The sequence below is a fragment of the Xanthomonas pisi DSM 18956 genome (genome assembly GCF_001010415.1).
Lineage (GTDB): Bacteria > Pseudomonadota > Gammaproteobacteria > Xanthomonadales > Xanthomonadaceae > Xanthomonas > Xanthomonas pisi.
In genome coordinates, this window is record NZ_JPLE01000016.1 from 79,684 (window position 1) to 104,666 (window position 24,983).

At 64.6% G+C, this 24,983-nt stretch carries 16 protein-coding genes; 2 read left to right on the forward strand and 14 right to left on the reverse strand.

Annotation, left to right across the window (positions count from 1 at the left end):
- Positions 1-296 precede the first annotated feature (296 nt).
- On the reverse strand, positions 297-773 hold the full coding sequence (locus Y887_RS04185; RefSeq protein ID WP_046963148.1) for an Hsp20/alpha crystallin family protein: 477 nt from the start codon (positions 771-773) through the stop codon (positions 297-299).
- Positions 774-935: 162 nt separating this feature from the next.
- On the opposite strand from Y887_RS04185, the gene Y887_RS04190 reads away from it, so the two are divergent.
- Together Y887_RS04190 and Y887_RS04195 are read left to right on the forward strand one after the other, a co-directional pair.
- Positions 936-1,418, forward strand: coding sequence for a peroxiredoxin (locus tag Y887_RS04190; RefSeq protein ID WP_046963149.1), 483 nt, complete (start codon positions 936-938; stop codon positions 1,416-1,418).
- 42 nt (positions 1,419-1,460) lie between these two features.
- A complete protein-coding gene (locus Y887_RS04195) occupies positions 1,461-2,021 on the forward strand; it encodes a ferritin-like domain-containing protein (RefSeq protein WP_046963150.1) in 561 nt (186 codons plus the stop codon).
- 201 nt (positions 2,022-2,222) lie between these two features.
- On the opposite strand, the gene pbpC is transcribed toward Y887_RS04195, so the two are convergent.
- From pbpC to acnD, 13 genes are all read right to left on the reverse strand, one after another.
- Positions 2,223-4,643, reverse strand: coding sequence for a penicillin-binding protein 1C (pbpC, locus tag Y887_RS04200; protein ID WP_046963151.1), 2,421 nt, complete (start codon positions 4,641-4,643; stop codon positions 2,223-2,225).
- A gap of 111 nt (positions 4,644-4,754) precedes the next feature.
- On the reverse strand, positions 4,755-5,531 hold the full coding sequence (locus Y887_RS04205; RefSeq protein ID WP_181112809.1) for a CPBP family glutamic-type intramembrane protease: 777 nt from the start codon (positions 5,529-5,531) through the stop codon (positions 4,755-4,757).
- 131 nt (positions 5,532-5,662) lie between these two features.
- Positions 5,663-6,610 (reverse strand): glycerophosphodiester phosphodiesterase family protein, encoded by a 948-nt coding sequence (locus Y887_RS04210; protein WP_046963153.1) that lies wholly within the window; start codon positions 6,608-6,610, stop codon positions 5,663-5,665.
- 157 nt (positions 6,611-6,767) lie between these two features.
- The gene (locus Y887_RS04215) at positions 6,768-9,461 is read right to left on the reverse strand and encodes a TonB-dependent receptor (RefSeq protein WP_425445603.1); all 2,694 of its coding nucleotides are present in this window, start codon (positions 9,459-9,461) and stop codon (positions 6,768-6,770) included.
- A 469-nt stretch (positions 9,462-9,930) separates the two neighbouring features.
- Positions 9,931-10,398 (reverse strand): REP-associated tyrosine transposase, encoded by a 468-nt coding sequence (locus Y887_RS04220; RefSeq protein ID WP_046963155.1) that lies wholly within the window; start codon positions 10,396-10,398, stop codon positions 9,931-9,933.
- Between the two features lie 125 nt (positions 10,399-10,523).
- Positions 10,524-15,401 carry an alpha-2-macroglobulin family protein gene (locus Y887_RS04225; RefSeq protein WP_162199149.1) on the reverse strand — a complete coding sequence of 1,626 codons (4,878 nt, stop codon included), beginning with the start codon at positions 15,399-15,401 and terminating at the stop codon, positions 10,524-10,526.
- Between the two features lie 388 nt (positions 15,402-15,789).
- Entirely contained in the window at positions 15,790-16,764 is a 975-nt protein-coding gene (locus tag Y887_RS04230; RefSeq protein WP_046963157.1) for a nucleoside hydrolase, read from the reverse strand.
- A gap of 106 nt (positions 16,765-16,870) precedes the next feature.
- Positions 16,871-19,087: a TonB-dependent receptor gene (locus Y887_RS04235; protein WP_046963158.1), complete on the reverse strand. Its 2,217-nt coding sequence runs from the start codon at positions 19,085-19,087 to the stop codon at positions 16,871-16,873.
- Between the two features lie 254 nt (positions 19,088-19,341).
- The gene (gene prpF, locus Y887_RS04240; RefSeq protein WP_046963236.1) at positions 19,342-20,541 is read right to left on the reverse strand and encodes a 2-methylaconitate cis-trans isomerase PrpF; all 1,200 of its coding nucleotides are present in this window, start codon (positions 20,539-20,541) and stop codon (positions 19,342-19,344) included.
- A gap of 86 nt (positions 20,542-20,627) precedes the next feature.
- On the reverse strand, positions 20,628-20,924 hold the full coding sequence (locus Y887_RS20645; RefSeq protein ID WP_162199150.1) for a hypothetical protein: 297 nt from the start codon (positions 20,922-20,924) through the stop codon (positions 20,628-20,630).
- A 23-nt stretch (positions 20,925-20,947) separates the two neighbouring features.
- Positions 20,948-21,436, reverse strand: coding sequence for a hypothetical protein (locus tag Y887_RS20100; protein WP_146093323.1), 489 nt, complete (start codon positions 21,434-21,436; stop codon positions 20,948-20,950).
- A gap of 41 nt (positions 21,437-21,477) precedes the next feature.
- Complete coding sequence (locus Y887_RS04245; RefSeq protein WP_146093324.1) at positions 21,478-21,843, reverse strand: hypothetical protein; 366 nt, start codon at positions 21,841-21,843, stop codon at positions 21,478-21,480.
- A gap of 497 nt (positions 21,844-22,340) precedes the next feature.
- Complete coding sequence (gene acnD, locus Y887_RS04255) at positions 22,341-24,935, reverse strand: Fe/S-dependent 2-methylisocitrate dehydratase AcnD (RefSeq protein WP_046963161.1); 2,595 nt, start codon at positions 24,933-24,935, stop codon at positions 22,341-22,343.
- Positions 24,936-24,983 lie beyond the last annotated feature (48 nt).

A 24,983-nucleotide genomic window follows, 5' to 3' on the forward strand; every position in this document is an offset into this window, starting at 1 on the left:
GGAGCCGCAGATACGTGCCGTACCTGACGATTCCAGACACCCACCGCGCCCGCGGGGCGGTCACGCAACTGGGTTGCTGGCCGATCTCTTCGCAGCCGGGCGGGCGACCGCGCCTATTCTACGGCGCGGCCGTCGCCGGGGAGCGAAGTCGGCGACTCCGCTCCAGGTCCTTTGCCTGGCAGCGCGTGCCCGGCAGCGCGCTGCGATGCCGGGCGCCTGCAACTGGCGAACCGGGCCCGGGCGTCATGCACACCCAAACGCCCAAGCCCTCCAGCCGCCGCTGCGCATGCTGGCGCTTACTGCACCGTGCTGCCGCTGGTGTCATGCCCGTTGCCCACCTGAATACGACGCGGGGTCGCTGCCGGGCGCTTGGGAATGCGGATTTCCAGCACACCGTTATGACCGGCCGCCGTGATGCCGTCGGCATCGGCGCTATCGGGCAGCGCAAAGCGGCGGTGGAAACTGCCGTAGCGGCGTTCGATGCGCGAGAAGCGCTCGGTTTCGGTGCTGGACTCGCTCTTGCGCTCGCCCTTGATCGACAGGATGCCCTTGTCCATCTGCACCTCGATCTGGCTGGGGTCGATGCCCGGCAGGTCGGCATAGAGCACGAAGTGGTTGGGCTCCTCCTTGATGTCCACACGCGGCACCCACTGGGCGGTGACCACGGCCGATTCGTCGGTATCGCTGTTCTGTTCGAAGAAACGATCGAACACGTGCTTGATCTCGTTTTGCAGGGCGTGCGTGGGCCACTGGGGATAACGAACGATGTTCATTGCAAGCCTCCAAAAGGTTGGGTGAAGGGCCGGCAGCTGCGGCATGCACCATCGCGCCGGCCATGTGCGTCAGATAGGCGTGGCCGTGCGGATTTCAAGCGCGTTGACGCGCTTTTCCCCTGCCCTTTTCTAGAATTCGTTCAGCCATAGGAGCCCAGCACCATGACCATCGCCGTTGGTGACAGCATTCCCGAAGTGGTGCTCAAGCGCATGCGCGAAGGCATCGAAGCGGTCGACACCCATAGCCTGTTCGCCGGTCGCAAGGTGCTGCTGTTCGCAGTCCCGGGCGCCTTCACGCCAACCTGCTCGGCCAAGCACTTGCCGGGGTATGTGGAGCACTTCGAGGAGTTCCGCAAACGCGGTATCGAAGTGTTGTGCACCGCCGTCAACGACCCGTTCGTGATGCAGGCCTGGGGCCGCAGCCAGCTGGTTCCCGATGGCCTGCACCTGTTGCCTGACGGCAACGCCGAACTGGTACGCGCGCTTGGCCTGGAGATCGATGCGAGCGGTTCGGGCATGGGCCTGCGTTCGCGCCGCTATGCCTTGTATGCCGATGACGGCGTGGTCAAGGCCTTGTTCGTCGAAGAGCCCGGCGAGTTCAAGGTGTCTGCGGCCGATTACGTGCTGCAGCATCTACCCGATTGAAAGAGCGATTCCCCCGTCCACTCAGAAGGAAAACGGCCAGCCATGTCTGATCAGCCAGCCAGCAAAACCTCCGCCGGTATCACCGATACCGCCACCTTGCGCGCACGCGCACGCCAGAGCATCGAAGACGGCGCCATCACCGAGAGCTACCATGCCGATCGCGAAAAAGTGATCGAGCTGCTCAACACCGCGCTCGCGACCGAGTACGTGTGCACGCTGCGCTACTACCGCCACTACTTCATGGCCAAGGGCATGCTTGCCGATGCGGTCAAGGGCGAGTTCCTGGAACATGCGCAGCAGGAACAGGCGCACGCGCACAAGCTGGCAGAGCGCATCGTGCAGCTGGGTGGCGAGCCGGACCTCAATCCGGACACGCTCACCAAGCGCTCGCACGCCGAATACAAGGAAGGCACCGATCTGCGCGACATGGTCAAGGAGAACCTGATCGCCGAGCGCATCGCCATCGACAGCTATCGCGAGATGATCGACTTCATCGGCGACAAGGACACCACCACCAAGCGCATCCTGGAGAGCATCCTGGCCCAGGAAGAAGAGCACGCCGACGAATTTGCCGACATGCTGGAAGGCTGGATCGGCGAGTGAGTGTGTTGCATCGGTGCGGATCGTGCCGATGCGATCGTGCTGTCGAAGATGCAACAAAACAGGGCGCCATCGGCGCCCTGTTTTGTTGGCGGCAGGTGCCAACCACGCCCCACCGTAGGAGCGCACCTGGGCGTGACGAGCCTGACCGATAACGCCCAATCGCGCCCAACTGCGCGCCAACGTGCGCGGCGACTGCCCCACTCAACGCAAGACGCGGAACCGCACCTGCGTCCAGGCGCCGTCGCTGGCCATGGCGGTGAGCGTGTGCGCACCCACTTCGGCAAAGTCGCGCTGAAATCCCTGGCGTCCGTCGGTCTGGGCAATCCATCGGCCGTCCAACAGCCAGTCGATGCGCGCCTCGCTGCCGAGCGCGCGCAACTGCAGGCGCACCGGGCGTGCGGTGTCGTTTGCGCGGGCCAAGGTGGCGCGGTCGCTCAGCCCGTCGATGCGCAGCACGCCGCCGCCGGTCATGCGCCCGTCCGGCAGGCAGTCCGGTGCCAATGGCGGCAACTGTGCGGCCGTGCGTTCTGCCGCACTGAGCCAGGGCGATACCAGCGCCGGCCAGCGCGCCAATGCACGCGACGTGCGTACGTGCGGCTGCGTGCACTCCTGCGACAGGCGCTGGCCGCTGCGCGCGTCCACTTCGAACTGCAGCCGCCCGCTTTGCCACAGGCGCGCATCGCGTTCGGCGAAGGTGGGCGGCAACGCGCCGTCCAGTGCGTAAGCCTCGGCACGACGTGCGCACAGTTTCGGCGGCGTCTGCTCCAGTGCGCCACCCAGCGGCCAGCAGATCTCCCTCGCCTGCACCGTGGCCGGCATCGGCAGCGGCGCACTGTCGCCGGCGTTGCGCGGTAATGCATCGATGACTTCGAACATCAACGGCAATGCGGTCACCGCACCGTACTGGCCCGGCAATGGCGTGCCATCCGGGCGGCCAACCCACACGCCAACGGTATAGCGCCGCGTGCCGCCGATGGCCCAGGCATCGCGATAGCCATAACTGGTGCCGGTCTTCCAGGCCACGCCCGGGCGCGTGGCGGTGTCGAAGGTGCCGCTGCCGTACCCGGGGCGCGGATTGCTTTGCAGGATCTCGCGCACGATCCAGGCCGCGCCCGGCGACATCAGCCGGCGCTCGATGCGCGGATCGTCCGGCGTATAGCGCACGCGCCCGGCGATGCCGCCGCGATTGAGCGCCGCAAATGCACCGACCAGTTCCTGCAATTGCGCGCCTGTGCCACCCAGGATCAACGCCAGATTGGGCACGCTGCCGTGCGCAAAGCGCAGCTCGATCCCGGCATTGGACAGCCGCGCAGCAAACCGCGCCGGGCCGATCCGGTCGAGCAGGTCCACCGCCGGCACGTTCAGCGACAACCGCAACGCCGTCGCCGCGCTCACCGGCCCATTGAAGGCCGCATCGAAATTGCCGGGCCGGTAGCTGCCAAAACTCTGCGGCGCATCCACCAACAGGCTTTCGGAGTGGATCAACCCATCGTCCAACGCCATGCCGTACAGGAACGGCTTGAGTGTGGAACCGGGCGAGCGCCAGGCCTGCACCATGTCCACATGCCCCAGCCGCTTGCGATCGCCGAAGCTGGCCGAGCCCACATACGCGCGCGCTTCCATGGTGGTGTTGTCCACCACCAGCAATGCCGCAGAGGTGCGCTCGGGCAGCTGCGAAAAGTATGTGGTGACGCGTTCTTCCAGGGTGCGCTGCAGCTCCACATCCAGCGTGGTCACGATGCGTGGCGCGCGCGGTTGCGCGCTGTGCAACCGCTGCGCGAGCAGCGCCGCATGCAACGGCGGTTTGAGCGAACGCGTCACCACCGACTCGATCCGCGCATCGTCCACCTGCGCGCGCGACCACACGCCCAGCTCCACCATGCGATCGAGCACCTTGTCGCGCGCGCGTTGCGCTGCTTCGGGATGGCGATCCGGGCGCAGGCGGCTGGGCGATTGCGGCAACACCGCCAGCAACGCAGCTTCGGCCTGCGACAAGGCCTTGGCCGGCTTGCCCAGGTACGCCCAGCTGGCCGCTTCCACGCCTTCGATGGTGCCGCCATAGGGCGCGCGCTCCAGATACAGCGTCAGAATCTCGCGCTTGCTCAGGTGCGCTTCCAGCTGCAGCGCGCGCAGCAGCTGCTTGGCCTTGCCCCACGGCGTGCGCGTATGCGGGTCGAGGATGCGCGCCACCTGCATGGTCAAGGTCGAACCGCCGGAGACGATGCGCCCCTGCCCCATCCATTGCCCGCCGGCACGCAACAGGCCCCACGGGTTGACTCCGGGATGGCGCCAGAACCAGCGGTCCTCGTAATTGAGCAGCGCCTGCAGATACAGCGGCGACACACTCTGCGGGCTGGCCGGATAACGCCACACCCCGTTGCGGTCGGCGAACGCGCGCAGTGGCGTGCCATCGCGGGCCACCACCAGCGTTGAGGTGTCCCGTGATTTGGGTAGTGGCAGTGGGAAGGCCAGGTCCAGCAGCAACACCGCAGACAACAGTGCCACGGCGCTCCAGCGTAGCCCCGTCAACCAGCGCCGGCCACGCCGGGCAACGCCCTCCTTGCCAGCGACGCGTTCCTGCGTCTGGTCGATCCTTGCCTGCGCGTGCTGCTGCTCATCCATCCTGCCAAGGATGCAGGGCAAAACGCATTTCGGCCACCATCGCGCGCGGCAAGCTGCGGCGTTGAGCGATGAACGTGACTGTACGCTCCTGCTTGCGCGACGACAGGTGCGCTAGCCCACCACGTCCGCGTGCGGCGAGCGACGCGGCCTTACGAACAGCCGCAGCAGCCCCATCGCCAGGAATACCGCAGACAGGCGCAACGCAATGCCGAGCCAGCCGCTGGCGGCCGAATCGGAGACCGCAAAGACCGTCCAGGCCGCGTTGAGCGAGACATGCAACACCCAGCCGCTCCAGATCGTGTAGCCATCCTGCGCGTCCACGATGGCAAACAGCAGTGCGCCGAGACCGGTGATGGCGAAGATCAGCAACGCCTCGCCACCTCCGCCGCCCGCACCGAGCCAATGCACACCGCCAAACACAAGCGCCTGCACCAGCGCGGCGATTGCAGGACGCCAGGCCAGCGCACGGCAGGCAAAGACGAAGCCGAAACCGCGAAACACGATTTCTTCCGCTAGCGGAAACAGCAGCGCCAACCAGAGCAGGCCAAGCAGATCGTCGGTGCCGACCGAACTGGACTGCGTCCACAGCCCCAGCCAACACGGCAGTGTGGCCAGCAAGGTCAGCGCCGGACCGCGTAAGCCGTTCCAACGCAACCCCAGACGCGCCGCGAGCTCGCCTGGCATGCCAGGACGCAGCAACGCCGCTGCGACGAGCACGACCACTACGCTGAGCAGATTGTCGAGAATCCCACCGCCGTAAGGCACCGGAATTTTCGGGATTGGAAAACCAAGGGCCTTGGCCACATCACGCACCTGCAGCGCGACCAGCAGCACCAACAACCAGACGACATGCGGCGTGAGTCGGCGCAGGGATGTATCGAGCGGCATGCAGACGTCCTTGCGTGCAAACGAACGCTGACTATAACGGCAACATCGCCGCCGCAGTTCCACGGATCACATTGCGCGGCGACATCCGCTCCCGTCGCAGGCCAGCTGCATGCGGTGATGCAACGCGACGCTCACCGCTGCTCCAGCGACGCGCGATAGCGCAGCAAGGCTTCCGGCGCATCGGTCTGGATGATCGACACGCCTTCGCGGTACAGGCGGCCCCACACCTTGTCAGGATCGCGCTCGGCATCGGCGTCGCCGCCGTAGCCGGCGATGAAGCCGTCCCACAGCGAGTTGACCATCAGCCGCACGTTATGTGCCTTGCTCACTGCAACCAACGCCGGCAATCGCGCTGCCGACATCTTGGGCAGCTCGAACGCGACCGGATGCGCGTTGCGTGTCTGCGCAGTGGCGATCGCGGCCAGGTCGGCAGTGCCATGGGCGTTGATCAGGATCGGGAAGAAATACACCTCGTCGAACGGCAGCATCGCCGCCAGGGGCGGCGTGGCGATGCCGGCTTCGGCCTTGACGATCACCTGGTGCTGCATGCCGGCACGGGCAACCGCATCGACCACCTGCACGTAGATCGCATCCTTGACGTCCAGGTTGAGCAGGATGTGGCCCTTGGACCTGGCCAGCATCTGCTCGAGCGTGACCACGCGTTGGTCGGTCAGCGGCGCCTGCGTGCCACCTTCGTCGCTGCGCAGCCGCAATTTTTGCAGGTCGGCCAAGGTCAGCTCGGACAGCTTGCCGGTGCCGTCGGTGGTGCGGTCCACGGTGGCGTCGTGCAGCATCACCAGGGTGCCGTCGGCGGCACGCCGCACATCGGTCTCCATCACGTCGGCACCGATGGCGATGCAGCGCTCCAGCGCGGCCAGCGAGTTCTCCGGTGCGCTGTCCTTGAAACCATGATCAGGCGCCGGCGCATGGCAACCGCGATGAGCCACCACCACGATGCCGCCGTCAGGATTGGTCAGCCGGGCCTGGATTGCGGCCACGCCGGTGGGCGCCGCGCTCGCATGGGTGGCCAGTGCCGCGCACAGCATGGCCGCGACGGTGGCGGCAGTACGTAAGCTCATCGAACAACTCCACTATGAAGGAATTAACAAAACCACTGCGCTACCGTCAGGTGAGCGCGGTCGGCACGCGGCATGGCCTCTGCCAGGTGCACATCTTGATTTCCACGCACTGCACGCACCTACCTGGGCTCTGCTCGCCATGCCAGCTTCGCCACGCCTAGAACGTCGGCGTAAAGCGCAAGCCGAACCAATATGTCGTGGGTACCGAATAACTGTCCTTGAGCAGGTTCTGCCCGGGGCCGGTCACGCTGGTGATGCGGCTGTGGGTAAGGTTGCTGACCTGGCCGATCAGGCTGAGCTGCTTGCTGATCGCATAGGTCGCGGTGAAATCCAGCTGCGAACGCGGCGACCAATACAGGTCCTGCCAGTCGATATTGCTGACGATGGCACGCAAGGCCTTGCCCTGACGATTGTAGGCCGCGCGCAGCTCCAGCCCGCCGCTGTTGTAGAACAGCGTGGCGTTGGCGGTGTAGTCGGGCTGCCCGACCAGGTTGTCGAGCTTGCGCTCGCGCTGGCTCACATTGCTGCCGCTGCCAACGCTGTAGGGCACATCCAGGCTGCCATCGAGCACCGCAAAGTTTGCGCTGAAACCGACCCCACTCAGCCACGGTGCGATCGGCGCCAGGGTGTTGACGATGCCATTGAACTCCACCCCGCGGATACGCGCCTTGGCGGCATTGGCCGGCGTGCTGATCAGCGCGTTGGCGTAGGTGGTGCCGTCGAACGTGAAGCTGTCGGTGCGCGAAAGCGTAAAGATCTCGTCCTGGATGCGCTTGTCGAACACGGCCGTGGACGCGAACGCATCGAAGTCGCCAGGCAGGCGCCATTCCAGCGACAGATCCAGGTTATTGGACACGCGCGGCTTGATGTCCGGGTTGCCGATGGTGACGGTGACGCCTTGCGCATTCGGGTTGCCGGCATCGGCCGTGTTGACGAAGCCGATCGAGGTGCGCGCCGCGTACGCATCGTATGGCGGGCGGCCGAGCGTACGGCTTGCGCCGGCGCGCAGGTCCAATGCATCGGTCAGGTGGTAGGTCATGATGGCCGAGGGCAGCAGATAGTGGTAATCGGCACTGGTCGGGTTATCGACATACACATAGCGGTTGGTCGCGGCATCCAGCTGCCGCTGGCGGCCGACCGTATCGAGCCTGGTGCTGTCGAAATGCAGACCGCCCTGCACATTGAAACGCTCGCTGCGATAGCTGATCAGGCCATAGCTGCCGAAGGTCTTTTCGGTATGGGTGAAGTTGTCCTGATTGCTGAAGGCCTGCTGGTCGGTGCTGTTGAACGCGCTCAACGGCGTTGCAGCCAATGCGCGATTGGCCTTGTCTGGATCGATGGTGATCAGGTTCAGGCCGGCGTAGCGCATCGGCGCCAGGCCGGTACCCGCCACATCGGCCAGGCCAAACGCCGGCGCACTGGTATTGGGCTGATATTCGACGCGATAGATGTCGTAGGACGGTTTGTCGGTGGTGTACGACACGCCCGCGGCAAAGCCGATGCCCTGATCGCTCTCGCCCTGGTTGAAACCGTAATCCAGCCGGCCGGTGAGGATGCGATCGGCGGCAGTGCGTTTGTAGTCCGGGCGCCAGTACGACAGGCTGTAGTTGCCCAGATCGTTGTAGGCCTGCGGCGACACCCCGAAGCGCTGATCGAAGCCGGAGGTGTCGTAGTTGAATGCGTAATTGGGCGTGGCATTGATGGTCACACCGCTGCCGGTCTGGCCCACCTGTACCGGTGCGGCGCGGGTGATGCCGGTGGCGTACTTGATCATGCGGATCGGCTCGTCGTAGGTCGCATCCGACCACGCGCCGCGCGCGGAGAACTGTTGCCGATCGGTGGGCCGCCAGATCGTGCCCAGCTGCGCGACCTTGGTGCGCGTGGTGACGATCTGGTTCGAGTAACCCACCTCGATGTCGCCGCCGGGATAGCTGCCGGAGCTGGCAGTCTGATTGAACACCTGGCCACGGTTGCGCGGGTCGATGATGACCTCGTTGCGCTCCATGTTGTCCTTGAAATAGTAGTAACCGGCCGTTGCATAGGCTTCCAGCGCGGCACTGGGATGCACTTCGAACTTGCCGGTGACGCCATAGCGGTCGCGCTGGTTCTGCACGTACCAGTACTTGTCCTGCTGCGGCACCGCCCAGCCATTGCCGAGATTGGCGCCGGTCTGCAGCGCGCCGTTGTTGTCGTAGAACCCGTAATGCACCGTGTCGGTGGTCATATGGGTTTCGGTGTAGCTGCTCAGCGTCTGGTAGTTGGCCGACAGGGTGACCCCGTACTGCTGCTCGCTGCCGAAGGTGCGGCTGCCGGTGGCGTTCAAACGATAGCCGGGGTCGTCCTGATCGCGCGGCTTGCCGACATTGTTGGCGTGACCGAGCGCGGCTTCGGCACTGAAGAAGGGCTTGCCGCCGTTTTCGAATGCGCTGCGCGTCTTGAGGTTGATCGCCCCGCCCGTTGCGTTGGGATCCAGGTCAGGCGTGAAGGTCTTGACCACCTGCAACTCACTGACCATCGACGCCGGCAGCAGGTCCAGACGCACGCCGCGGGTGATCGAGCCGAGCGTGCCGTTCGGCGTGCCGGGCGAGGCAATGGTCAGCCCATCGATGGTGACGTTGTTGTAGGACGGGCCGAGGCCGCGCAAGACCGGGGTGGCGGCCTCGTCGCGCGGATGCTCGTTGTCGGTGGCCGGCAATACCGACAGGCCGGGCACGCGGCGCAGCGCTTCGACGATGGTGCTGTCGGGCAAGGCGCGCACATCGGTGGCGCTGATCACATCGGTGATGTTGGTTGCCGCGCGCTTGCTTTCCACCGCAGCGGCATTGGCACGCCGCACGCCGGTAACCTGCATGGCGTCCAATGTCTGCACGCCGGAGCTGGAGGATGCGGCATCAGTCGAGGCTTCGGCGACTGGCGACGACGAATTGGATGCTGCGGCGGGCGTTACCGCAGTGGATATGGTCCCCACTGCGTCTGCAGGCATTGCAGCCGACGAGGTCTGCGCTACCGCGTTGGAAGAGTCGAAGGCATGCGCCTGCACGCCCGAACAACAGGCGGTGATGGCGATGGCAAGAACAGACAGGTGCAAACGGTATACATCGGAGCGCTGCATGGAATCCCGAGATCGCGCAGCAAGGGCGCCACGCCTGTGAGAAAGCACCCCACCGTAGCCACTGAAAATGACCCTTGCGTGTCGCGCGCATCGCATCGAAAAGACAGTGCGCAACGATGTCGCCGTAAGCGAAGAAGCGCTGACGTAGGAGCGCGCTTGCGCGCGATGGGGCTTTCCCGGTGACGCCCAATCGCGCGCAAGCGCGCTCCTACGACAGCCAGATTGCATCCCAGAATGGATAAGCGCCGACCCGCTCGACCAGTCCGGCGCGTAGCGGATTGGCGATAAGGTAACGAGCCACGGTGCGCAGATCGTCGTCCTTGCGCAGGCAGCTATCGTGGTAAGCCTGCGCCCAAACTGCGGCGGGCACCCCACGTTGCTTGTTGACTGCACGCGTGCTTGCTGCCTTCATGCATGACACCGTCCGCGCGAGCGGAGTGACATCCCCTAACTGCACCAGCCAGTGGACATGGTCCGGCATCAGCACCCAGGCAAGTAACGTGGCATCTTCTGGCAGCGCGGCGATGAACGCGCGGCACGCTGACGCGGCCAGCTGAAAATCGTCGAAAACACGTCGCCGCTGGCAGGTGGTAACGGTGAGGAGATAGCAGCAATTTGCCAGCGAGCGCTGGCCACGACGAAGCGCACGATGTCCTGCGGAAATAGAGTTGATCATCGACGCATGCTGGCCCGCCTATGCAAGCACTTGCATCGGAATCGGACGCTTGCTTCGGTGAGAAAACCCCGAACGTAGGAGCGCGCTCGCGCGCNNGCGCGCGAGCGCGCTCCTACCTTGTCGCCTTACGGCTGCACCACCGTGATCGTTGCCGGGGTAGTGCGACCCACGCCACGCAGCTCCGGCCGATACATGTCTTCCACCAGCGACGGCGGCACGGTGTAGGTGCCCGGCGTCACCGCGCGTACCAGGTAATACACCTGCGCCTTGCTGCCCGACGACAGCGCCAGCGCCGCCACATAACGGTCGTCGCGGAACTCTTCGTGCTTGACGTCGGCGGCACTGGAGCGCTCGCTGATGCCGATGCCGTCCACCACCACGTCGGCCCATTGCTTGGCATCGCCAAGATTGAAATTCTCGATTTCCAGGCCTGCCGGCAAGAGATCGGTGAGCAAGGCATCGGGCATCGATTCGTTGGCGGTAATGGTGACGCGCACGATCAGCGCCTCGCCTTCCTTCAACGCGCGCGGCGTCCACGGCTTGCCGTCGGTGGTGTACCAGCTGCGCTCCACGCTGAGGTGGCGCGTGTCCGCCTCCGGTGCGGTACGCGGGATGCCGGCCACTTCAATGCTGGCATACATCGGCGCCTCGCCCTGCGGCGCGAACTGCACGCCACGGGCCAGCGCCGCACTGTCGAAGCTGCGTGCGAACACGCGGGCTGGTGCGATCTGCTGCACCTCACCGCCGACCGTCAAACTGCCAGAGACCTGCTTGCCCTGCCCCACCATCAACGCCTTGCCCAGCCGCGCCAGTGCGATCTGCTCCTGCGTGCTCAGCCACAACACACCGCCGGCGCGGCGTGCATCCAGTGCCTGCCCCAGGGCCACCACGCGGGTGTCGTACTCGGGCCTGGACAGTCCGCGCTCGTGCAGCAATGCCATCATCAAGGCATCGTCGCGCACCGCACTGCCGTAATCGCCGAGATAGCGCGGACGCTCGGCGCTGTCCTTGGCAAACCCGGCCTTGATTGCTGCCTCGCCACGCTTGCTATCGCCCTGCAACGACAATGCCGCACCCAGATGCACCAGCGACAGGCCAGTCAGCGCCTTGCTGCGCTGGTTGTCGTACAGCGCGCGCAGCGTGCCCAGCGGAGCGCGGTTGACGCGTGCCAGCACGTAACCGGACCACGCCTGATTGGCGAACTTCAGGTTTTCGCGACGGTCCTGCCCATAGAACTCGTTGCCGCCGGACAGCAGGTCTTCGCTCAGGCGATTGAGCGCCTTCTGCAGCACGTTGTCGGGCACCGCAAAGCCGGCGTCCTTGGCATCGAGCAGGAACTCGGCGATGTACGGCGTCAGGCCCGGATTGACGTAGCCATCGTCGCCCCACATCGAAAAATGCCCGCTGGCGATCTGCATCGACGCCAGGCGGCCGAACGCGCCTTCCATGCGCTCGCGGCGCGTGGCTGCATCCAGCCCCTTGGTACCCAGCGCCTTGGCAATGGCCTCGTCGAGCAACAGCGCGGCATACCCCTTGCTGGTGGTCTGCTCGGCGCAGCCGTAAGGGTAGTCAAGCGCGCCCTGCATGGCGCTGGCGAACGGAATCGGCGGTAGCGGGCTGACCAGCATGCGCGCGGTGACCGAACCGGCCATCAGGCCATCGGCATTGGCGCTGTCCAGGGCGACCGGTGCCAGCGGGTCGAGCACGCGCGTCTGCGTGCGCAGTACCTGCGGCCAGCCGGCACGTACCGGCAGCTCGTAGTTGCGGTCGGCCTTGAACCCATTGCCGTCCACACGCACGCGCACCTTGGCCACGCTATAGCCTTCGGTGGCTGTCAGCGGGAAGCTCAGCGTCTGCTTGGCATCGGTGCCCAGCTTGATGCTGCGCGAAGCCTCGGCAATCGACAGCGGGCCGATGCCGTCCACACGCACGTTGAACTCGCCCGGCTTGCCAGTGAAATTCTGCACGTCCAGCGTCACCGTGCTGCGGTCGCCCGGCGCCATCACGCGCGGCATGCTGGCTTCGGCCAGGATCGGCGCACGCACGATGGTTTCCATGTCGCGGTTGCCATAACGCGTGTCCGAATACACCAGCGCCGACACCCGCAAGGTGCCGTTGAAATCCGGCACCGGCAGTTGCACGCGCGCATTGCCACGGGCATCGAGCGTCACCGCCCCGGAGAACAGATCCACGGTCTGCACGCGCGCGGTCGGGCGCTTGGCCTGCGGCAAGGCTTCCAGCGCCATGTCGCCGCCGAACTTGAGCTTGCCGCTGGCGCCTTCGAAGCTCTCGATCACGCGGCCATAGATGTCGTAGGCATCGGTGCCCAGACGACGCTGCGCGAAGAACTGCGCGTTGGCATCGGGCACCGGGAAGCGGGTGATGTTGAGGATGCCCACGTCCACCGCCGAGATGGTCACGTGCGCCGCCTTGCCGGCCAGCTCGGGCACGCTCACCGTCACCGGCAACGCCTGCTCGGGGCGCATCTGCTTGGGCGCGGCCAGGCCCACCGCCACGCGTCGCGCCTTGCGGTCCATCGGTACATACGCCACGCCCACCGCGCGCGCCGGGGTGATCTTGCTCGGCGCACTGCCGCCGCGGAACACCAACGCGGTGACGTAGACACCGTGGCGTTCCCACGCGTCGGTCACCGGAATTTCGAAGCTGCTGCCCGGCTTGACGTCGATGTCCTGCACGTACAGCAGCTTGTCGCTTTCCACCAGCAGCACGCCCTTGCCGGCATGCGGCGGGGTCAGCGTGACCTTGAGCGTATCGCCGGCGCGGTAGCCGGTCTTGTCCAGCGCCAGCTTGACCTTGTCCGGGCGCGCATCCAGGCCGCGGTTTTCGTCGTTCCAGCTCCAGCCGGCACGGAACGGGTAGCGCGTGGTCAGCCCGGTGGCCGGGTCGAACACGTCCAGGCGGTACTCGCCCCATTCCACCGGGAAATCGAGCTTGGCATTGCCGCTGCCCACATCGAGCGTGCGGGTGTCCTTGTTCTCGAAGCGGCGGGTGAAGTCGTAGTCCCAATGGTCGTCGGTGTAGTTCCAGTGATAGTCACGCAGCTCGCGCACCAGGGTGGCCTTCAGGCCCTTGGCCGGCTGCGGCTTGCCGTCGGCATCCACGCGGGTGAGTTCGAAGCGTGCGTTGCCATTGGCATCGGCGCCATCGGCGTCGTCGAACAACGGACGCACGCCGACCAGCGCCTTGGCCGGCCACAGCACGCGCTTGACCGTGCGCGTGACCGTGCGCCCGCCGGTTTCGTAGACGCTGCCGGAGACCACCGCGGCGATCGTGCTGACCGGCTTGGCTTCGGCCGGCAGCGCGATGTCTTCGCGCAGGATGCCGTCGCTGCCGAACGTGGTATCGATCACGTCCTTGGCTTCGCGCGGCAGTTCCAAGGTGGGGTCGCCGAAGAACCAGCCCGGCAACGCCTCCAGCGGATGCTGCTCGACGCTCACCGCAAGCTTGGCGGTGAAGCGGTTGCCATCGGCCGGCGCGCCATACAGATACGCGGCATTGGCGACCAGCGTGAACGGCTGGCCGGCGCTCAAGGTCTTTTGCGCGGCATCCAGATCCAGCTTCATGCGCTCGGGGAGGAACTCTTCCACGCGCACCGTCATGCCCTGCACGGCATCCTTGCTGGCAGGGTCGGTACGGAACTCCACCTGCCAGCGGCCGGTGGGCGCATCGGCAGGAATCTGCTGGGCGAATTCGAAGTAGCCCTGTTGGCCGGGTTGCAGCTTGGTTTCGCGGAAGGTCTTGCCGTCCGGCTGCTTCAGGCGCAGGAACACCGGTTGCGGCTTGGTGGGCTTGCCATCGTTGTCGCGCAGGATCGCCGAGACGCGCATGGTCTCGCCGGGGCGATACAGATCGCGGCCAGCCCAGGCGAACACATCGAACCACGCACTCTGGCGACCGGCCACCGCGAACTCGCTCAGGTCCAGCGCCGGTTGGTTGAACGGCAGCAACGAGACATCGGTCTTGCTGCGCGCCACCAGCACGTGGCCGGCATCAAGCGTGTAGTTGAGCAGCGCATTGCCGTTGCCGTCGGTGGCGCCCTTGAGGAACAGCTCGCCCTTGGCATCGAGGATGCGCACTTCCACGTTCTTGATCGGCTCGCCGCTCTGCAGCGAGGCGGTGTGCACGAACAGCTTGTCCTTGTAGGCGCGCGTGTGCAGGCCGATGTCGCTGACGGTGAAGAACGCGGTCTCCTGCTCGCTCTCGAAACTACCGGCGCGCTTCATCACCGCAAAATACAGGCCAGGCTCCTGCAGTTCCTTGATGTCCTGCGTCGGCAGGTAGGTCAGCACGCGCTCGTTCTGCTTGCCGCCCAGGATGAAACGGTTGACGTACACCGGGTCGGCCAGCTTGGACAGCGGTTGTTTGCCGCTGTATTCGCTCTCGAGCTCCCAACTGCCGCGACGGCCGCCGCGCTGGAACTGCTGGAAGAACGCCGGCAGCGACTTCTCGCGCACGCGCAGGAACTCCACGTCCACTTCCGGCACATTGACCGACACCACCGGCAGGCCGCGGCTTTCGCGCGCCGGCAGCACGCTGCCTTGCGAAGCGAACCCGACCACCGGCTTGAGCGCGCCGGTGTAGACCTTCTGTTTGAACGGCTTGCCCAGGCGGCTGCCATCGGCGGCCAGCAGGTTGGCGTCGACCAGCACGGTGTAGTCCTTGGCCGCTTCCACATACGGGTAGCGCAGCGTCTTGCCGTCATCGGACAGCGACCAGCTGCTGTCGCCGGTGCCGACCTTTTCTTCGAAACGCACCAGCGCATCGAAATCCTGCGTCCCCACCAGCGGACGCGAAAATTCCAGCGCCAGCGACAAACCGTCGCCGGTCTGGTCGGGATAGGCACGCACCAACCCGAATCCGGTGATGGCCTGCTTGTCGGCCTTGATCGCCTCGCCGCTGGCGACAGGCAGCTGCCCGCTTTCGTTGCGTTTGCAGGCCACCGCGCCGATCGCCACGACCAGCAGCACCACCCACAGCAGCATGCGCCGCGTACCACGCCAGTTCGTCCCTGATTGCTGCCTGTCCATTCGCGCTATCCCATGACTGAGACGGCCAGTATAGCGGCGCGCATCCTGCGGAGACCGCGCACGCCAGCCCCGCCCTCATCGGCGCTGCGCGCCACCTTCTCCCGCTTGCGGGAGAAGGCAAGAGCGATGCTGCGCCCACCTCCACGCTGCCAGCGCTGTCTTCCCGCCTGCCAATGCCGCCCTCTCCCCCGCTTGCCAATGCCGCCTTCCCCCGCCTGCGGGGGAAGGTGCCCTAAGGGCGGATGGGGGCATTTCAAACTAACCCACCCTCATCCCGCGCTGCGCGCCACCTTCTCCCGCTTGCGGGAGAAGGCTGTCCAGGAAACGCCTTCTACAAGCTCGCTCAGCGCAGCAGTTGCTGCATGTACAACGCCGTCCATGCCGGCTTGTCCACGCGCAGGCAGGCCTGCACGTTCGGCGTGCCCGGCCCCTCGCGCGTATAACCCTGCGCATCGACGTCCAGATGCAACGGCGTGGTCGGACACAGTGCGGGACGCAGCAGCCAGGCCACCGGCACGGCATCGAACAAGGTGGGTGTTGCACTGGCCCAGGGCTGGTCGGTATTGCGCCACTGGTAGTAGAGCTGGGTGAGTGCGTCGGTCAGGCCGTCGCCGTGCGCAAACAGTGCGACGCGCTCGGGCTCTTCCAGGCTGAGCTGGGTGGCATCCAGCGGCAGCAGCACGATCGGCACACCGGCCGCAAACACGCGCTGCGCGGCAGCCACATCGGACACGATGTTGTACTCGGCAGCCGGCGCGCTGGCCGGCCGATACGCAGACTTGCCGTAGCCCACCCGCACCGACCCACCCATCGCCACGATACGCTTGAGCTTGGCGAAACCGGCCGGGTCGCGCTGCTGCGCCAGTGCGGCATCGGTCATCGGGCCCAGCACCAGCAAGGTCACCTCGCCCGGGTGGCGATGCGCCTGCTGCAGGATCATCGCCGCCGCATCGGGCAAGCCGCTCGGCAGCTGCCCTTTCGCGGCCCAGCGCGCCTGGCTGAAGGGAATCGTGCTGGTAGTGCGCTTGCCTACTGCCAACGCAATGTCGCTGCGCCCTGCCTGTTGCAACAGACGCTGCAACAGTTGCACACGCAGACTGGTGTCGCCCCAGGCCGATGCGATGCCCAGCACACGCAGTTGCGGGCTACGCAGCAGCAACCCGAGCGCAAACGCATCGTCGATGTCGTCGCCGATATCGGTGGAGACCACCAGCAACTCGGTCGATGCAGGTGTCGGTGCACCTGTCTGCGCGCCGCCCGCGATGGGCGTGGGTGCCTGTGCGTAGCCCATGGCGGAGATGCACGACAACACCACCATCAACCCGATCCTGTGCCATGTTCGTTGCATGTCGCTGCTCCTGCCGCCATAAAAAAACCGCCGGCATGATAGCCGGCGGTTCGATACCGCTACATCACGACACCGATCAGAAATTGGCGCGGAACTGCGCGCCCACGATGCGCGGGTCGTTGATGAAGCCGGTGAGATTGTTGAAGTCGATCGCACCGGTGACGCGAATCTGGTTGGTGCAGTTGCGGCAGAACACCGACAGCTCGTATGCACCGGCGCCCCAGTTGTAGCCGATCTTGGCACCACCTTCGACCAGCGGCTGGCCGGTGAATTCCTTGGAGTCGTACAGGAAGAAGTTCACTTCGCTGCGGTAGGACCAGTCGGTGTAGAAGAACAGCTCGCCATCGTTGCCCATCGGGATGCCATAACGCAGCGTGGCGTTGGCCATCCACTTGGATGCCTGCGGCAGGTCGTTACCGTCGATCAGCGCGCGGCCGGCCGCATTGAGCGGGTCGGTCACGGTGCAGGTGCGGCACACGCCTACCGACAGGGCCGGGTCGTCGATGCGGGTCCAGTTGTAGGCGCCGCCGGCGGTGACGCGCAGGTTCTGGGTCAGCAGCGCTTCGAAATCGAACTCGGCGCCGCGTGCCTTGGTCTTGTCGGCGTTGAGCAGACGCACGTCGTTGGAGGTGCCGCCCACCGCAGTGAGCTGTTGATTCTTGACCCGGAAATCGTAGATGTCGAAGCTCAGGCGCGCGCGGTTGTCGAACAGGTCCGACTTGATGCCGACCTCGAACGAATCCACGGTCTCCGGCTCGGCCACGGTCAGCGGCGCAGTGCCCGAGGGCACGCCGAAGCTGGCGCCGCGGAAGCCGCGTGCGGCACGCGCATACACGTTGACATCGTCGTTGATGGAGAACGTGGCCGCCAGATCGCCAGTGACCTTGGAGTTGTCGGTCTCGCCACTGGACGGCTGGACCAGGGTGACGCGGTCCAGCGCCAGCACGTCGAAGGTCTTCTTGTCGTAGGTGTAGCGGATGCCGGCGCGCAGGTTCAGGCGGTCGGTCGCCGCGTAGTTCAACGAACCGAACGCCGCCCACGAGGTATTGCGCTGGCGGGTCAGCTGGTAGCTGGCCAGGTCGCCGCCGCTGAAGGTGTTGTAGGTGTAGTTTTCGCCTTCCACATCGTCGTGGAAGTAGTACAGGCCGGCTTGCCAGTTGAGCGGGCCTTCGTACTGCGATTCGGCCCGCACTTCCTGGCTGTATTGGTCCAGGCTCTTGATGCCGCCGGCGGTTTCCACCGGGAACGGAATCGCGCCCGGACCGGACGGCGGTGCGAACACCGCGCCGAAGCCGCCGTCGATGTCGCCACGGCTGTAGTACTTGCCGATGCCCTCATACGCGGTGATCGAGTGCAGCGCGATGTCGCCCAGGTCCCAGGTCAGATTGGCGCTGCCGCCATAGGTCTGCAGTTCCTGGGTGTTGGCGCCGTCGATAAAGGATTTTTCGGCCTCGAAGCCATCCACCAGCTGGTTGGTACCGGGCCGGATGATGTTGGCGCGGAACAGGCGCGCGGTGCCGTCCAGATGGCGCGCGTGCGCATTGAACAAGGCGCTGAAATCGTCGCTGGCCTGGTACAGCAACTGCAGGCGCACCGCCGAGTCGGTATAGCCTTCCAGATCGCGGCCGTCGCGGTTTTCCACCCAGTCGTCGCGGCGCTGGCCCAGCGTGGACAGACGCGCCGCCCAATGCTCGCCCATGGCGATGCTCAGGCCGCTTTCCAGGGTCATGGTGCCGTAGGTGCCATAGGACAGGCTCGCGTAGCCGTCATTGGCGCCGATGGTCGGCTTGACCGAGTTGAACTTGACTACGCCGGCCGGGGTATTGCGGCCGAATAGCGTGCCCTGCGGGCCGCGCAGCACTTCCAGGCCTTCCAGATCGAAGATCGGGAAGCCCTTCAGGAACGCGTTTTCCTGCACCACGTCGTCATAGATCAACGACACCGGCTGCGAGGCATAGGTATTGAAGTCGGTGTTGCCGTAACCGCGGATATACACGCGCGGGAACACACGGCCGTTGGAGGATTCGATATTGAGGCTGGGCGCCTTGCCGGCCAGCACGCGGATGTCCGAGCCGCTGGTGGAAATGGCGTCCAGAAATTCCGGGCGCAACACGCTGGCAGACACCGGCACATCCTTGGAATCTTCCGAGCGACGCTCGACCGTGACCTTGACCGCATCCAGACGCACGACACCGTCATCGCCAGAGGCCTGCTGTGCAGCAGCGTGGAACGGGAGAAGCGAAACGACGGCAACGGCAAGCGCGCTGATCTTGAGCGACCGGCTGGCTGACATGGGAAGACTCCGAATTCTGGTGGCGGGGCGGCTGCCTGGCCTGCATGCCGCGGTGCAACAGAATTAACACGATTTACACAAATATGGCAGAGCGCGTGCGAAAAAGTTTTCGGAATTCGCAAGAGCGTTCTAATTAATGCAACAGGGCCATGCAATTTGTGCGCTGGAGCCCCGCCGGTCTCAGCGACGCGCCACGGCAATCTCATCCTCGAATCGGCGTGCAGACGCCAAGCGCGCCTGTTTCGCTGCGTCGATTACCCGAGCCCGGCAACATCGCCCGGAACCCGCACCCAGCCTTCCATCAACACCCGCGCACTACGACTCATCAGCGCCTTGGTCACCTGCCACTGCCCATCGACCAGTGTCGCCTCCGCACCGACGCGCAAGCTGCCGGACGGATGGCCGAAGCGCACCGCCGTCCGCGTCGCGCCACCGGCGGCCAGATTGACCAGGGTGCCGGGAACGGCAGCGGCGGTTCCGATGGCGACGGCGGCAGTGCCCATCATCGCGTGGTGCAACTTGCCCATCGACATCGCACGCACCAGCAGATCGATCTCGTCCGCATGCACCGGCTTGCCGCTGGACGCGGTGTAGTCGGCCGGCGGCGCGACAACGGCGACCTTGGGCGTGTGCTGACGCGTAACGGCGTCCTCGACGCTGGCAATCAACCCCATCCGCACGGCGCCATGCGCGCGCAATGTTTCGAACATGCGCAGCGCGCGCGCATCGCCGTTGATCGCCTCCTGCAATTCGGTGCCGGTGTAACCCAGCTCGTGCGCATTGACGAAGATGGTCGGGATACCGGCATTGATCAGCGTGGCGGCGATCGTACCCAGACCGGGAATCTCCAGCTGGTCGACCAGATTGCCGGTGGGAAACATCGCCCCGCCCTCGCCCTCGGTCGCATCGGCGGGGTCGAGAAATTCCAGCTGCACTTCGGCGGCGGGAAAGGTCACTCCATCCAGCTCGAAGTCGCCGGTTTCCTGCACGTGCCCATCGGTCATCGGTACGTGCGCCACGATGGTCTTGCCGATATTGGCCTGCCAGATCCGCACCGTCGCGATCCCATCGCGGGGCACGCGTGCGGCATCGACCAGGCCATTGGCGATCGCAAACGGCCCCACCGCCGCCGACAGATTGCCGCAGTTGCCGCTCCAATCCACAAACGCACGATCGATGGACACCTGCCCGAACAGATAGTCCACATCGTGCCCGTCGCGCCGACTGGCCGACACGATCACGCTCTTGCTGGTACTGGACGTCGCCCCACCCATGCCATCGATCTGCTTGGCATACGGATCGGGGCTGCCGATCACCCGCAACAAGAAGGCATCGCGCGCCGGCCCCGGCTGTTGTGCGGCAAGCGGCAGATCCTGCAAGCGGAAGAACACGCCCTTGCTGGTGCCGCCACGCATGTAGGTGGCAGGGATGCGGAGTTGGGGAAGATGGGTCATTTTTTTGATCATGTGCATGAGGCGCCAGACTAGGAGATTGGTTGCACGCGCAGCGTAGGGCGCCTGTTAGGAACGCCAAGAGGGTTCTATTTGATTGAAGTATCAGGCATCTGCACGAGCAACATGAGTTGTTGCCCAAGCCATGCCCTGAAGTCCTGCTCTGACAGCGGATTAGGCGAGTGGCCCCGCTCGTTCCAGCGTCGGTCAATCATCGCGCCCCAGTCCACAAGTACTTGAGCAATTGCACCGTGCCCACGCCAGAATTTTATAGCGTCCGCACAACAACTCACATGACCATTGAGCTCCTGGATAGAGCACGTACCACTTAGGTAGCGTTGACCTGCCTCAAGCATTCGTCGAAATTCAACGATCTCAATTGTCATTGCACTGGCATCCAACGCCTGAATCAAGCCGACCCGTCAAGCGGGTTAGGCTTTACTGAGTTGTTAGGCGCCAACTCGGCAGCGCCCCATTTTTCCAGCAGTGAGTTAGCCTCTGCAGTGGGAAGTAGGTCGAGGCCATGAAGGTGCCATACGAGATGAATGCCTAGCATTTGTAACTCACCGTGCTCCAGGCCGTCTCGGGCCTGAGTCGCCACAGAAATTGCCTGCTCCCGGGGATTACTTTCCGAACCGTCGTAGAGCCATGGCTCAACCGTCGCGTTTGCAGCCTCAGCACATGTTTGGACCGCTGAGATGGCATAGCGTTCAGAAGCAAAAAAGCGAAGACGTGCCCCTGTATCAACTATCTCGCTGCCAAGCATGGTGACGCCGGGCATCAGACTGACCAGTGAACACACCGTTTGTAAAGTCTCCAAGCTTCCCGCCATGGTGGTATTTGCGCCTAACGCCTGCTCAAGGCGATTTTTCGAAGCGAATATGGATCTGATCTTCATCACTCATCGAGAAAATAAACGGTGTGGCCCGAAAAAGTGCCTCAGCTCTCAACCGATTGCCACCCGCGCACAAGAACCGGAAGCACTGGCCAACCAAGCGCTTCTGCCTTGGATAGACAGTGCTGAACTTGCGCTGCAACCTGATCCAAATCAACGACCGACTCTCCAATCTCCAAAGGCGAAATGAAGTACAGGGGTGAGTCATCTTGATCGCGATTGCCTTGGGCAAGGCGCGATCCGTGCGTGACGTAAGAGACCGCATCTTGGAACGCACAGAAACGCTCCCCACTAGCGTCCTCACCGTCGCCAATGTAAACCAGCGGCTCGACATGCGGCATCGTCATATCACCATCGGCAAATGTAAGCCGGTAGTACGTCTTCCCACGTGTTAGTGCAAGAGCTGTCATATCCATCCAATGCCTGAATCAAGCCGACCCGCCAAGCGTTCGGTCTGAATGAATTGCTAGGGGCCGACCATGGAGCCGGCAACCATCACTCGAAATAGAGAAAAATCCAAACCCGTTGCTCTTGAGTCAACTCATCCAGTTACGCAAGCGCCAACGCGCCGGGCTCACACGTCCGCAGCCCATGCGTGGGCACGTGCCCGCAGTGTCTGGAACACCTCGGCGCCCATCGCAATCGCAGGCCCCGAATTGGCGCCATCCATGAGCACACCGCGTAACAGCTGCACATCGCGCTGCCTGCGGATCAGCGCTTGCAGGCACTCGCTGCCTGAGCCAGACGCGTGTTCAGGGACCTGCTGATCGACAACTGCCTGGAGCTCGTCAGGCAGTGAAATTTTCATTGTGGCCACTCTCGCTTTGCAATGGCATAGCTTGCCCAAAATGTGCCTGCTGGCCAGGCGGCCCTCAAGCGGCCGCCAAATCCGATAAGCCGCAAGTCCTCAAGCCACCTTGCTCGCTTCCAGGAAATCCTGCGCAAACCGCTGCAGCACGCCGCCCGCCTCGTAGATCGACACTTCTTCGGCAGTATCCAGACGGCAGGTCACCGGCACCTGCACCTGCTCGCCGTTGCGCCGATGGATCGAGAGCGTCAGCGTCGCGCCCGGCGTGCGCTCACCCATGACATCGAATGTTTCGCTGCCGTCGATGCCCAGGGTCTTGCGATCGATCCCTGGTTTGAACTCCAGCGGCAGCACGCCCATGCCGATCAGGTTGGTGCGGTGAATCCGCTCGAAGCCTTCGGCCACGATCGCTTCCACGCCTGCCAGCCGCACGCCCTTGGCCGCCCAGTCGCGCGAGGAGCCCTGCCCGTAGTCGGCGCCGGCAATGATGATCAAGGGTTGCTTGCGCGTCATGTAGGTTTCGATCGCCTCCCACATCCGCACGACCTGTCCTTCAGGCTCCAGACGCGCCAGCGAGCCGGCGGTGACCTGCCCATCGACCACGGCCATTTCGTTGACCAGCTTCGGGTTGGCGAAGGTGGCGCGTTGCGCGGTGAGGTGATCGCCGCGATGGGTGGCATAGGAATTGAAGTCTTCCTCCGGCACACCCATCTGCGCCAGATATTCGCCCGCCGCACTGCTGGCCAGGATGGCATTGGAGGGCGACAGGTGGTCGGTGGTGATGTTGTCGCCCAGCACCGCCAGCGCACGCATGCCCTGCAATGTGCGTGCACCGGCCAGCGCGCCCTCCCAATACGGGGGGCGTCGAATATACGTACTGGTCGGGCGCCAGTCGTACAGCGGGCTCACGCGCGCGCCCTGCCCGACGCTGCGCTTGAACATCGGGTCGTAGACGCTGCGGAAATGCTCCGGCTTGACGCTGCGCGCCACCACCGCATCGATCTCCGCATCGCTCGGCCACAGGTCCTTGAGCGTCACCGCGACGCCATCGGCATCAATGCCCAGCACGTCTTTTTCGATGTCGAAGCGCACCGTGCCGGCAATCGCATACGCAATCACCAACGGCGGCGAAGCGAGAAACGCCTGCTTGGCGTACGGATGGATGCGCCCGTCGAAATTGCGGTTACCCGACAACACCGCCGTGGCATACAAGTCGCGATCGATGATCTCCTGTTGGATCACCGGGTCCAGCGCGCCGCTCATGCCATTGCAGGTAGTGCAGGCGAAGGCCACGATGCCGAAGCCCAGCTGCTCCAGCTCGCCCAGCAGGCCGGCCTCTTCCAGATACAGCTGCACCGCCTTGGAACCGGGCGCCAGCGAACTTTTCACCCAGGGTTTGCGCGTCAATCCGCGTGCATTGGCATTGCGCGCCAGCAAGCCCGCGGCAATGACATTGCGCGGGTTGGAGGTATTGGTGCACGAGGTAATCGCGGCAATGATCACTGCGCCATCAGGCATCTGGCCCGGCACGGCGTCCCAGACGCCAGCGATGCCGCGCTCGGCCAGCTCGCTGGTGGCCACCCGCTTGTGCGGGTTGGACGGGCCGGCCATGTTGCGTACCACGCTCGACAGATCGAACTGCAGCACGCGTTCGTACTGCGCGGTGACCAGATCGTCGGCCCACAAGCCGGTGTGCCGCGCATAGGTTTCCACCAGCGCAATCTGCGCGTCTTCGCGACCGGTCAGCCGCAGGTAGTCGATGGTCTGCTGGTCGATATAGAACATCGCCGCCGTCGCACCGAATTCCGGCGTCATATTGGAGATGGTGGCGCGGTCGCCGATGGTCAGCGCGCTGGCGCCGGCACCGTAAAACTCAAGATACGCACCCACCACGCGCTGCTGCCGCAGAAATTCGGTCAAGGCCAGCACGATGTCGGTGGCAGTGATACCCGGTAACGGCCGGCCGGTCAATTCCACGCCAATGATGTCCGGCAGCCGCATCCACGAGGCACGCCCCAGCATCACGTTCTCCGCTTCCAGCCCGCCCACACCCACGGCGATCACGCCCAGCGCATCCACGTGCGGGGTATGGCTGTCGGTGCCCACGCAGGTATCCGGAAACGCCACGCCGTCCAGGGTGTAGATCACCGGCGACATCTTCTCCAGATTGATCTGATGCATGATCCCGTTGCCTGGCGGAATCACTTCCATGTTCTCGAACGCACGCTTGGTCCATTCGATGAAATGAAAGCGATCGGCATTGCGGCGGTCTTCCACGCTGCGATTTTTTTCAAAGGCCTGCTTGTCGAACCCGGCGTACTCCACCGCCAGCGAGTGATCGACGATCAGCTGCACCGGCACCACCGGGTTGACCTGTGCCGGGTCCCCACCCTGCTCGGCAATGGCGTCGCGCAGGCCGGCCAGATCCACCAGCGCGGTCTGGCCCAGGATGTCGTGACAGACCACACGCGCGGGAAACCACGGAAAATCCAGATCGCGCTTGCGCCCGATCAACTGACGCAGGTAGGCCTCCAGCAGTTGCGGCTCGGCGCGCCGCACCAGGTTCTCGGCGTGCACGCGCGCGGTGTACGGCAGCGTTGCATAAGCGCCGGGCTGCAGCGCATCCACTGCGGCGCGTGCATCGAAATAATCCAACGAGGTGCCCGGCAAGGGCTTGCGGTACTGGCTGTTCATGGCTGGCGATATCGAAGCGGGCGAGGTTTTTTGCGGTTGCGGCGCTGC